The 11734-nt window shown below is 68.4% G+C and carries 7 protein-coding genes, 1 other RNA gene and 1 pseudogene; 5 read left to right on the top strand and 4 right to left on the bottom strand.

The genetic code is table 11. The features are described from left to right. Nucleotides 1–37: 37 nt before the first annotated feature. A pseudogene (locus NP064_RS11450) lies at nucleotides 38–624 on the top strand (recombinase family protein). Nucleotides 625–1082: 458 nt separating this feature from the next. On the opposite strand, the gene NP064_RS11445 reads toward NP064_RS11450, so the two are convergent. Beyond that, nucleotides 1083–2120 (bottom strand): aminoglycoside phosphotransferase family protein, encoded by a 1038-nt coding sequence (locus NP064_RS11445; protein ID WP_256813591.1) that lies wholly within the window; start codon nucleotides 2118–2120, stop codon nucleotides 1083–1085. A gap of 55 nt (nucleotides 2121–2175) precedes the next feature. On the opposite strand from NP064_RS11445, the gene ssrA reads away from it, so the two are divergent. Next, nucleotides 2176–2513, top strand: a transfer-messenger RNA (tmRNA) gene (gene ssrA / locus NP064_RS16755). Nucleotides 2514–2718: 205 nt separating this feature from the next. On the opposite strand, the gene NP064_RS11440 is transcribed toward ssrA, so the two are convergent. From NP064_RS11440 to NP064_RS11430, 3 genes are all read right to left on the bottom strand, one after another. Continuing rightward, on the bottom strand, nucleotides 2719–3390 hold the full coding sequence (locus NP064_RS11440; RefSeq protein WP_227569528.1) for a DUF8548 family protein: 672 nt from the start codon (nucleotides 3388–3390) through the stop codon (nucleotides 2719–2721). A 265-nt stretch (nucleotides 3391–3655) separates the two neighbouring features. Further along, nucleotides 3656–5317: a hypothetical protein gene (locus tag NP064_RS11435; protein ID WP_227569529.1), complete on the bottom strand. Its 1662-nt coding sequence runs from the start codon at nucleotides 5315–5317 to the stop codon at nucleotides 3656–3658. Between the two features lie 699 nt (nucleotides 5318–6016). Further along, a complete protein-coding gene (locus NP064_RS11430; protein WP_256813590.1) occupies nucleotides 6017–7330 on the bottom strand; it encodes a hypothetical protein in 1314 nt (437 codons plus the stop codon). A 603-nt stretch (nucleotides 7331–7933) separates the two neighbouring features. On the opposite strand from NP064_RS11430, the gene NP064_RS11425 reads away from it, so the two are divergent. The 3 genes from NP064_RS11425 to NP064_RS11415 all read left to right on the top strand — a co-directional run bounded on the left by NP064_RS11425 (nucleotide 7934) and on the right by NP064_RS11415 (nucleotide 11683). Further along, on the top strand, nucleotides 7934–10819 hold the full coding sequence (locus tag NP064_RS11425) for a PKD domain-containing protein (RefSeq protein ID WP_227569532.1): 2886 nt from the start codon (nucleotides 7934–7936) through the stop codon (nucleotides 10817–10819). Then, nucleotides 10816–11130, top strand: coding sequence for a hypothetical protein (locus tag NP064_RS11420; RefSeq protein ID WP_227569533.1), 315 nt, complete (start codon nucleotides 10816–10818; stop codon nucleotides 11128–11130). The genes NP064_RS11425 and NP064_RS11420 overlap by 4 nt, the downstream gene beginning before the upstream one ends. A 193-nt stretch (nucleotides 11131–11323) precedes the next feature. After that, nucleotides 11324–11683 carry a GNAT family N-acetyltransferase gene (locus NP064_RS11415; RefSeq protein ID WP_227569534.1) on the top strand — a complete coding sequence of 120 codons (360 nt, stop codon included), beginning with the start codon at nucleotides 11324–11326 and terminating at the stop codon, nucleotides 11681–11683. Nucleotides 11684–11734: the final 51 nt, after the last annotated feature.

The following is an 11734-nucleotide window of genomic DNA, read 5'->3' as shown; positions in this document are numbered from 1 at the left end:
AAGCCCGGTGAAGGGGGCTATGCGGGACGCTGTGCTCATGATCGGACTGCTGATCGGCTACGCCCGGTCTCGACCAATGAGCAGGACCTCACCGCTCAACGCGCCGCCCTCGCCGGGCTCGGTGTCGTCTCCGAGCGCATCTACGTCGACCACGGCCTGATCGGCACGAACCGGCGCCGACCGGCCAACGAAGCTCTCGCCGCCTGCCGCAAAGGCGACGTCCTGGTCGTGGCGAAGCTCGACCGGCTTGCCCGCTCCCTGCCCGATGCGCGCGACATCGTCGCCGACCTCATCCGCCGCGGGGTCAGGCTCAACATCGGTGGCTCGGTGCACGACCCAACCGACCCCATCGGTCGGCTGCTGTTCAACGTCCTCGCGATGGTCGCGGAGTTCGAGGCCGACCTCGCCCGAGCCCGCACCCGTGAAGGCATGGCCGTCGCGAAAGCCAAGGGTCGGCTGCGGGGCAAGCAGCCCAAGCTGACCCTCGCCCAGGAGAAGCACCTCGTCGAGCTGTACTGGGCCGGCCAGCACACCACCGCCGAGCTCGCCGCACTGTTCAACGTCTCCCGCTCCACCATCTACCGCGCCGGCGGCACCGACCCGTCGCTGCAGATCAAGCCGTAAGCGTGTAGAACCAGGCGTCGAGATGGTGCGTTGACCGGTTGAGACCGCCCAGGTTTCTGGGATCGACCTGCGCGCGGGCCCATGCCAAGCGTCGAGGTGTCAGGCACGCCGAGGGTGGTGCTCCGGAGCTGGCGCTCGGAAGGGCTGGCACCGTGAACGGGGTCGCGCAGGTCGCAGCGCTGTTCGGGGCGGTGGCCCACATCGCCGCCGCGCAGCTGGAGATGCTGTTGCTCGACCGGCCGCGCGCCCGCCGGCTCCTGACGGAAGCGAGCGCGGACGGGCTCATGACAGCGAACGACGCGCACCGCGTCGGCCTCAGCTGGGCTCGCACACCGCCAACAGCCCGATAGCGGAGCGCCGCAACTGTGGGAACCCACGGGAGTCTCAACCCTTCACCGACGCGACCGGCTTCATGCCGGTGCGTTTGATCCCTCGGTCTCACCACCAGACGAGGGCCCTCACCGGAGCTCGATGTCCACCTCAGCAGCGATCGTCTCCACCATGGAGGTGAGGCGCTCGGCTCGGGAGGGCATCGTGTGCCGGTAGTTGCTGATGGTGAGCAGGCCTGGGCCGACGAAGGCCCATGCGCGGGCACGGGCCCACGTTTCGTCATCGGCCCCGGACGCAGGCCGCAGCAGCTCGCGAGCCGGGGCATCGAAGATGCTCCACGCGTACAGCAAGTCCACGGACCGGTCACCGACGCCAACGCCGCCGAAGTCGATCACTCCGGCCAGCTGCCCGTCGTGACGAGCGAGGAGGTTCTCCTCGGAGAGGTCGGTGTGCACCCAGCAGGCGGCTTGCGTCGCCGCAGGGACGTCGCGAAGGCGCCGCCATGCCTCGCGGACGCCTGTTGGGGCGAACAGGTCTGACAGTGCTGCAGCTGCGTGGTCGGCCCATCGGTCGATCGTCTCGGTGACCGGCTCACCGCGGCGATAGCCCCAGTGCTCGGGCCCGGCCGGAACGTCGGTGGTGTCGACCGCGTGCAGGCTCTTCAGGAAGCCGCCCAGGGACGCTGCCAGGAGCTCCTGTTGCGAGCCGTCCAATGTGAGTGGCAGCTCGCCCGGAACCCAAGACACGACCGCCCACGGCCGGGGGAACGTCGTGCTGGGCTGGCCTACGGCGACGACGTCAGGGACCGGAACTGGCAGGTGGGGGGCGAGGCGCGGAAGCCAGCGCACTTCTTTCGCGAGGTCTGCGACGTAGTCGTCCGACCGAGGCAGTCGGACGGCCAGGGCGTCTCCGACGCGGAACACCCAGTTGCTGCTCCCCGACGCGTGGCTCGCTTGGACGGGCATGTCCGCCAGATGCGGAGCTTGCTCGCGAAGCAGCTGGGTCACGACCTGGGGATGTGGGATGTCGGCCGCCTCAGGGGGGAGTGCGCTCACCCGCACATGATCGTGCGACTCACGCAGGGACACCACGTGATTTCCGGGGAGGAGACATGGCACGAGCAAGGTCAGCGCTGCGAAACGGGTCAGACCGACAGCCCTCCGCACGTGCTGGAGTCCTTGGAGTTGACGATCGTGCGGCCGTTCGAGGACTTCGGCGGCTGGGGGATCACCTCGAGGGTATTGGTCACGGTCAATCGTTAACGATCCGCGCTAACCCATAGTGCCGATTCCAAGCGCACCGACTTCGCACTCGCCGCCTGAGCGAGTCCTGAAGTCCGTCAGCCCGAGAGTGCTCTCGACTCGGTAACTGGCGTCATCTAGAGAGCCACTGCTCACAGTCCTCGTTGTCGGGGCTGTGGGGACTTTTAGACAACTGAGCCCGCTTTCGCGACACGCTTGCTAGATCGCGAGGGCTGAGAAAGAGCGCAGCGAGCTGCGCCCGGAGAAGTCCTGGTCCCACGTCATCGGACGCGGGTTCGATTCCCGCCACCTCCACTGTCCGAGAGTGGTTCCGGTTGTGGGTGCCTTGACGTTCGGAACGTCCTCTGCGAAGCCCGTCGCGGTGGACTTCGCAGTCCCGGTGACTGTGGAGGCCCGCCGCTCGTAGATTGCCGCCCGCCAGCGCCGCCAACACACCCGGACCATCCGCGCACCAGCGGACGGCACCTGGCCCCGCCACTGGATTCGGTGGGGTCCTCGTCAGTTACTGCTCGCGCTGGTAGCGCCAGATTGCGTGGTCGAGCAGGCGGGCACTCACACCCATGAGCTCGGCCGCGTCTTCGACTGCCAGGCGTGCTCGCTCTTCAGTCACTGCCGGCTCACCGACTGCAGCGGACACGAAGCGCCGCACCATCACGTCGGCCTTCACACCGTCTGTACCCGTGAGCATGAGGACGTAGGCCCAAGAGACACGGCCCAGGCCGCGCACGCTCAACCACTCGGCCTCGGCGCGGTCCGGGTCGTCATGCAGGTCGGCGATGGTGTCGATGCCAACCCCATGGAACTTGGTTGCCACCTGGTAGACCGCTGCGGCCTTCAGCACCCCGGCCTGCCCACGTCTCGCGGTGCCAGGGGCGAGGGCACGGTTATCAAACAATGCGGGACCGGCCGCGGCGTCCGATCCACCCGCGCCCTCTACTGCGGCGATCAGGTCGTCGATCCCGTCACGATTCGGGTCACCGCCCGCCGCACGCCTGGATGCCCGGTATCGGTCGAGGACGCGCACGGTGGACGCGTATGAGGCACGGAGCGAGAAGACCGAGTCGAGCACGCACATCGCGAGCGAGTCGCGGTACCCGGAAGGGTTTATCCAAGCCGAAAGATCCGGCAGCTGGGCCTCGACGCGGACGCGGACCGCCTCGGCGTCCGTGCTCATCGCGATGGGGTCTCGTCCTCGGCGTTGGCACGCTCGAGGACGTCGAGGATCGTGTCCATCTCGTCGTCGCCCATCGCTCCGTAGACGAGCCGGTCAAGCGGTTCATAGCGGTCCATGCCGCGACCGTAGCCGTGACCCCCGGTCGGCTGCGACGACGGCCACCCGAACGGTCCAGCGGACTCAGCGCCGAGGAGCTGCGCGACGGTGGTGAAAAGGTCGGACGAGGACCGCGCGCCCATCCGGCAGGGTCGCTGCCCACGACGCGTCAGTGTGTGGCTGCTGCCTCGACCTGGGGACGCGGTGTCTGGAGGAAGGCATCACGCTCGTTTTCTGGGATTCCCATCGATTCGGCAAGGACCGCGGCAAGACCCTCGACCTGGGCCGCGTCGATCTCCGTGGGGAAGACCCAATGGAGGTCGGTGGTGCGGGTGATGAGATCGAGCTCGCCTCGAGCCGACTTCGCCCGCACGTAACGGACATCGTCGAGCGGGAACAGTCGATCGATCGCCGCTTCCCGAACGAGGTCGTTCGCCCCGGAGACGAAGATGCGGCGATCCGTGATTGCGACCACGGTGGCCCACTTCTCCGCGTCGATCCGGCTCAGCACGTCCTTGCGAACGCGGTCGGCGATCGCTGTGTCGCGCCCGTAGCCGACTGCGATGCCCCGAAGGGTCTCGCCCCTCCCGATGATCCACCGCAGGGCATCCAGGTACGGCTGGAGGTCAGTGCCCTCGGGTGCGCAGACCAGTTCAGGCGCCTCCACCTTGCCGATCGGCGGACGCAGGGCGTCGGCGAGCGGCTCGATCTGCGTGAGCAGCTCGGCGCTGCGGCTGCGGGTCAGCCGTGTGTCCTTGCGCGTTCGACCCAGCGTCTTCGGCCCCGGTAGGTCGGCGAGGATGTGAAGTTCGCGTGAGAGGGCATCCACGAGGCTGGTCGTCTCGGCGAGCGCCGGTTCGAACTTCTCGCGCGTGGTCCGAGCGATGATCTCGACAAGTCGCGCCTCATCGGGATCGTTGCTTCCAGCAGTTCGCGCTCTGCTCGCACGCAGCGCCTGGTAACCGGTCCACGCCTTGAGCGAGGACAGGAGTGCCCACGAGTCAAAGATGATCGCCTCGGCGTTCGTGTCGAGGTACTCGCGGCGCTGCCGCCTGCCGAGCCCGTCGAGCTGGCCAATGTGACCGCCGACATGGCGCCGGTAGAGGTCGAGCTGCTTCTGGAGCACCCCCTCGCTTCCGGAGATGTTCTCCCACAGCGACGAAGGGACCGACTGGACCTCGCGAGCCTCGTTCAGAACGCCCTCGATAGCGTTGAGGTGTCCCGTCAGCTCGGCCCACTGTTCTTTGCGGACGGTGGTGAAGACCTGGGTCGTCAGAGCAATGTTCGTCCTGACGAGGCCAGTGATCTGCTGCAGTTGCATCTGCATGGCGACCATCGCCACCGCCGGCCCGATCGCGGCTGCCAACGCGGCGGCGTTGATCGCGGTCACTGGAATGAATCTTGCCTGGGCGACCAGGTCGCCATTCATCCACATCGAGCCCAGGTTCGCCCCGTCCTTGACCGCGAGTGCCGCGCCGTTGTTGAGCAACGCTTGCGTGGCGGCGTTCACTCGGTACAGGCCCTGTGCGCCGCCGATCGCATTCACGAGGTTCCCGCCGATCGTGGCGGAGTTCCCCGCGAACGACATCAAGTTCGTGGTCAGCAGTGCGCGGTCGCGCTCGGGGACGATGCCGAAGTCGATCAAGTCGAGCTTGAGGGCGGCCGGGACTTCGCCGAAGACCATCACTACCCCAGGAAGCACCTCAACGAGCGCGGTAGAGGGCTCTTGATCGGCGTCCGGAGCGAGCGCACGACTGTCAACGGCTTCCGAGTCGGCCCCGTCGTTGACGGCGTCGTCAGGTTTGCCTGTCGGGCCTGATGCGTTCGGCATGCCTTCCTCCTTCGTGCGGAGCGCTCGGCGGTCCGCCCGGTCCGGGTACCAACCTGCCGGTAGTCGTCCTGCTCTGGTCATCGGCGGCCGACGAGAGCCGGTTGAGGGTCCGTCGCCTGCGCACTTCGTTGCGGCCACGGAGGCGCTCACGCGCACGACCCGGAAGGGTCGGTCGCGCTCGAACCAGCGGCGAGAACGCTCAGAGCCCTTCCCGATGTCGGGTCCGTCCGCCCTGACCGTACCCGCAGGTCAAGGATCATGTGTGGAGGGCGTGACACCCTCACTGTGGAAGGTCTCGCCGAATGTCACGGACACAGCAGGTCAGACCCCTTTCCGGAACCACCCACTGTGAGATCACCGTAGAACGCGCGAGCGTTCTTCGTAGATCGCGATGAGGCCCGTCCCCTGCTGGGGGCGGGCCTCGTTGTGTTCTACGGCAGCCTGCGAGCGACGCAGATGGGCCGAAAAGAGGTTTCTCTTCTCCGGCCCGTTCGGCTGTGCGGGTCAGGCTGCGACGAGCCCTGGCGAATCCCCAGTCGGGCTGGTCGGGCTGCAGCACAGGGCGCATCGACCTGGATGTGGTCCTCGACCCCGCCCACTACACGCTCAATTGGGAAGAGCTGGAGTCGCGCCATGCGGGAGATCGACCGCGGAATGTGAGGCCCCCCGATCTGTCGTGGGGAGTCGGATATCGATGCGTCAACCCTCGGTGACCACGACCGACAGTGCACCGACCACCTCTCGCAGCTCCGCCTCGGCCCGCTCGGGTGTGGTGTCCCACTCGACGTGGTACTTCCACGCGGAACCGTGCTCGAACGACCGCAGGTCGACGCGAGCGCGGTACCGGCCGAGCCCGTCGGTCCCGATCTCGGCGGCCGCCACCTCGGAGCCGGGGATGTCGAGGCCGTAGTTGGCGAAGCCCGGTAGGACCCACCATCCGCCCTCCGGGGCCGGATCGCGATCCAGCTCGGGCCCGCTGATGTCGAACTCACGCGGACCGTCAGGAAGGTCGAACCGTTTCCAGGGAACTGTCGCACCCTCGACCGACTCCTCGGCGAGCGTCGATCCGTCGGGCACTGCGAAGGTCAGCGCGCCGATGCTCTGCGGCAGCCACCCCGTCGGTATGGCCGCGTCGATGGGGAACTCGGGAAGCGACTGCTGGCCGCCACGCAGGTTGCGTCCGACCACGTGGTCCTCCGACCATTCGAGATCACGCACCGCGCCGGTGGCTTCGAGCGACGAGACGACGAGCGACACGTGCTGCCTCAGCTCCCAGGGCGTCCCGTCGGTGTCGATCACGGGTTGGGTGAACGTGGCCTGCACGGTCACCGTGACGCCGATGTTGTCACGACTGGCGGGCTCCCCGGCGCTGACGGACATCTGGGACACCCGGAGGTCAAGCACGCGGATTCGTGGCCCCTCCGTGGGGTAGTCGGCCGGCCGGATCCCCGCGGCTTCGCGCCACTGGTCCACGTCGAACATCCCGACCTTCTCGGGCCGGGACGCGACCACGGTGCGGAGATCGTCGGGTGCGCGGTTGAGCAGCGACCCGACGCGAGCTCCGATGCCGGACCACGCCTGTGGGCTGTCGTCCCACTGTGCCGGCGAGTCGATCAGGTCGACGAGCAGGCGACCTGCCTGGTCGACGGCAGAGGCGACGTACTGGGGGTCGAGCGGGATCGGTGCGCCGGGTGGGGTCACCACCCACGACCACTGACCTGCGGGGTCGAACCGCAGGACGGGTGCGTCATCACGCACGCAGATGGGGTAGTAGCTGCCGTATGCATCGGTCACAGCGGTCGCGCACGGAACGACACCCAGCATCTCGTCGGCCGCGGGGGAAGGCGGTGTGTCGGTTCGATCCGCCGCGACCAGGGTCTCCGAGGAGACGGGAACGGTCGGCGTAGGTGACGGTGTCTGCGAGAGGGCTGTCTCAGGCGGCTCGCTGACCGTGCAGGCGCAGAGGGTGACGGTGAGTGCCACCGCTAGGGCGACGTACGGGACGCGGATCACGAGATCTCCCGGGTGAGGTGGTCGCACCGGGCGCGGCGCGAGCAGCACCGTAGCGATCGCTCGCGACGGGCGTCGGCGCTCCTCCACAGGGAGGAGCGCGGGGCCATCGGCGCGGTCGCCGGGATGAGGCCGACATCTGCCGTGGCCGCTCCCCGGTTGTCCACAGTCGGGGGCCGCCCTTCGCCATCTGGTGCCCGATTTCGTGAGGTTTCCGGACATGGGGTCTGCCCCGGGTTTGGTTGACACATGACCGGTCGGGGCGGGCCTCGTTGTGTTGACAGGGCATGCGTCAGCGCGCGACACGAATGAGTTGGCGACGAGATTTCGCTTCTCCGGCCCATTCGCTGTGCGGATCAGGCGGCGGCAGGCGCCAGCCGTTCGATGGTCAGGAAAGCGACGCGAGGTCCGGTGGCTGACCGCTGCTCCGAATGGGGTGCAAAACCCCGAACCCCCACGGATCTGGGCGGGGGGCCCATACGCTCCCCGAGTTGGCGGACATTCCTGTCCGCCACACCGCCCGCTCTCAGGGGAGAGACTGTGCGTTCACTGGCTCGCGTCCGACTTTGTACCGTCCTGACAGCGATCGCGTTGTTGGGAGTGGGGGTGACCACCGCCACCGCCGCCGACGTGAGCCCTCCGTCGACCTCCCGAGCGAACGCGCCCGACGCCGAGAGCGAGATCACGGCGGGTCTCGCGCCGCAACCGCTGGCCCGCGCCGCGGTCACGGCCAGCACCGAGACGATCACCTTCTCTGAGTTCGCCAATGGCTCGTCGATCACGACGCAGTACGTCCAGCGCGGGATCCGGTTCGGCGGCGATTCCCCGTTCATCACGGATGACGGTTCCAACCCCACCAGCCCCGTGCTGTCGGGGACGCCGATGTTCCAGGGCGCGATCGAGGGCATCTTTGTCAGTCCGAACGGCGCCGCCCGCACCGTCGACACCCTGAGCCTGGACGTCGGCTACATCGACACGCCGCACTCGACCGCCGTGAACGTGTACGGCGCCGACGGCTCTCTGCTCCTGTCGGTCGACCTCGCCGCCGGCGGCATCGTGCACACCACGATCAACCAGGTCGGGATCGCCAGGTTCCGGGTCGAGTCCATCAGCGACGAGCCCGCAGGATTCGCGATCGACAACGTCAGCTTTCCCACGCCCGGCCCGTCGGGCGGCGTCGCCGACACCTACGTCGCACTTGGGGACAGCTTCCAGTCCGGCCAGGCGGCCGAGGACTACCTGCCCGGAACCGACGAGGGCAGTGGCAACGGCTGCCGCCGGTCTGCGAACGCGTACCCGCGGGTAATGACGGACATCGGCCAGGTCGATCTGACGCTCGACTTCCGCGCCTGCTCGGGCGCCACGATCTCGTCCCTGATCAACGGCATGAACGGCGAAGAGTCCCAGCTCACCGCGCTCAACTCGAAAACCCGGCTCGTGACCGTCGGCATCGTGGGTAACGACCTCGACTTCGGACCCGTGATCGGCGACTGCGTCATCAGTTCTGGCGGCGGCTGGAAGCCCTGGGACTGGTTCCGCTCGTGCGAGCACAACCAGGGTGACCAGGTCGAGGAGAAGGTCCAGAGCCTGATCGACGGCACCATCCAGGACGAGCTCTACGGTCTCTACCGCGACATCCGTCACCGGGCGCCGTACGCGCGCGTGATCGTGGTCAACTACCCGAAGTTCTTCCCGGAGCGGGGGCACGACGGGTGGAACGGCTGCGAGTGGATCCGGGTCTCCGACCAGGAATGGATCAACAGCAACATCGTCCGGTCGAACAACGTGATCACGCGGACCGCGCTGAAGGCAGGCTTCGAGAGCGTCGACATGTCCGACGTCCTGGAGGGTCATGAGGAGTGCACGGACGTGCCCGCGATCAAGGGAGTGGCGGTCACGGACAAGAACTCGTCATTCCACCCGAACAGCCTCGGACACCTGTACATGGCGCTGCGGATCGGCGACCGGCTGGACCGAATCGTCCGCCCGTCGTACACCGTCCACCAGGGTGAGACCGTCACGGGCACGTACACGATCCACGGTTCGGCGTTCACGCTGAACACCTCCTGGCCGGGCAGCGACATCGTGACGACGCTGATCTCGCCGTCGGGTGAGCGCTACACCCGGGACGACCCGCTCGGCGCCGAGCACGGCAACGGTCCGACGTGGGAGTACTTCTCGATCCCCAACCCTGAGCCGGGCGAGTGGACCGTCGAGTACTACGGCGCCGACGTCGCCGCGGACGGTGAGCCGCTCACGGTCCACGCACTCGACGAGACCCCGGTGAACCAGCCCCCGACGGCAGCCATCGCCGTCAAGCGCTCCGGTTCCACGGTGACCTTCGACGCATCCGGCTCGACCGACTCGGACGGGACCGTCAGCGACTACCTGTGGGACTTCGGCGACGGGACCACCGCCACCGGCCCGACGGTCACCCGCCAGTTCGCGCCCGGCAGCTACGAGGTGGCGCTGGTCGCGACCGACGACGACGGCGAGCGTGGCTTCGCGAGTGCGCCCTTCACGGTGGCCACCGACCCGAGCTCGGTGGCCATGTACTCGGGCTCCTCGTTCACCGCGACGAACGCCCTCAACCTGGACGGCAGTGGAGCTGACCTGCTGGTCAACGGTGACTTCTCCTGCAATAGCGACGTCCACATCGGCGGGAACGTCACCGCGACGGGCAACGTCTACCTCACCAACCGGTGCCGCATCGACGGAACCGTGTGGGCCGGGGGAACCGTTCGTGCGGACTCGACCCCCCAGGTGGGCGGCTCCGTGTGGGCCGGCGGGCAGATCACCCTCCAGTCGACTGTCAAGGTCGGCGGGCACGTCGCCACCCGCGGCAACCTCGTCGTGAGCGACGGCAAGACCGTCGCGCAGCTGCGCGCATCCGGTGCGATCGGCGGCGACGTCTTCACGGCTGCGACCGACCTGCCGTCTCCGCCGACGCCGACCGCCGGCGCGGCGGACGTCGGCGCACCTGCCGGGGCGACCTCCGTCAGCTGGGGAGCGTGGTTGAAGGCGATCGCGACGCAGGCGAACGCGCCGGCCTGGTCGTCGGCGTTCTCCGCGAACCCGGGCTGTGCGCTGGCCTCGTGGTCGGTCGGCACCTCGAACGTGCAGGTCGGTAAAGACACCTACGTGGACGCGCGCGCGGTGGCATCCACGTGCTCAACCGTGTCGCTGCAAGGCGTGAAGGTCGACCTGCGGGGTGACCTGACCCTGGTCGTCGACTCCTTCAGCTCGACCAACGGCCTGGTGGTGACGGCGTCGGACGGGAAGCCCCATCGCCTCCGCGTGATCTCGGTGGCGGGGGCCGGCTCCTCGGTCCACCTCGTCGGGCCGACCACTGTGGATCGACTCGTGAAGGTCGAGCTCGTCACGCCCGGTACCGTGCAGATCGATGGCACGACAGACCTGACCGGCACGGTCTCGGCTGGTCGGGTCCGGACCTCAGGAGCGGTCACCCTGCACACGCCAAGGGCGTCATGAGCGGTCTCGGCACTGGGCCGCGCCGCCCCCGATGGGCACTGACCGTCGTGTGCGCGCTCGGGAGCTGGTCGGTCGCGGCAGTGCTCGCCGTCATGGCGTCGCTGTCCGGCAGCCAGTTCGCGGCGGGACCCGCGCCCGATCCCACCAGCTCGGTGGTGTTCTGGGTGCTGGCGGGAGTGTTCGTCGCGATCCCGATCGCGGCGCTCCCAGCGCTGGGCTTCGACGTGCGCCGCGGGTCGGCCTGGACGCTCGCGTCGGCGGCGGTCGCCGTCGTCGCGCTCCTCGGGATCCTGGTCGTCAACTCGCCGTGAGCGGCGTGCTGACGCCTGGGACGTTCTGCGTGACGACCATCGGGGGCGGGCCTCGTCGCGTTGGTACTCTCGGCGCCGCCGAGCGGTGACCGGTGCCCGGTGAGCAGGGCTGCTGGTGGCCGCCGGGCTCGCCTCCGCCGTCCGCGGCTCGCGTCCTGCCACGTCCCACTCCCGACCTGAGCGGAGCTGCCCTGTGCACGTCGCGACGCGTCTCCTGTCCGTCGAGGACGCCGAGGAGATCACGGTGCTGCTGCGGGAGAACCGCGAGTTCCTCGCGCCGTGGGACCCGACGCGCGGCGACGACTACTTCCTCGTCGACACGCAGCGCGAGATCGCGGCGCAGGGCATCGAGGCCCATTCCCGAGGCGCCATGCTTCCGCTCGTGATTCTCGAGGAGGGCGGCGCGATCGCTGGGCGGATCAACCTCAACGGCATCACACGCGGCGCATTCCAGTCCGCCGCGCTGGGCTACTGGGTGAGCGAGAGGGCGAACGGCCGTGGACTCGCGACACGGGCGGTCGCCGAGGTCGTCCAGCGCGCCTTCGGTGAGTGAGGGCTGCACCGGCTTCAGGCCGAGACGCTGCTCGCCAACCTCGCGTCGCAA

The organism is Cellulomonas chengniuliangii (assembly GCF_024508335.1).
GTDB classification, from domain to species: domain Bacteria; phylum Actinomycetota; class Actinomycetes; order Actinomycetales; family Cellulomonadaceae; genus Cellulomonas_A; species Cellulomonas_A chengniuliangii.
Note: the sequence above shows the minus strand (reverse complement) of the source record. Positions and strands in the feature narration are given on the sequence as shown.

Excerpts from the sequence above, each read along its gene's own strand:
- NP064_RS11440 (WP_227569528.1), bottom strand. The coding sequence starts at position 3,390 with ATGAGCACGGACGCCGAGGCGGTCCGCGTCCGCGTCGAGGCCCAGCTG.
- NP064_RS11420 (WP_227569533.1), top strand. The coding sequence starts at position 10,816 with ATGAGCGGTCTCGGCACTGGGCCGCGCCGCCCCCGATGGGCACTGACC.
- NP064_RS11435 (WP_227569529.1), bottom strand. The coding sequence starts at position 5,317 with ATGCCGAACGCATCAGGCCCGACAGGCAAACCTGACGACGCCGTCAAC.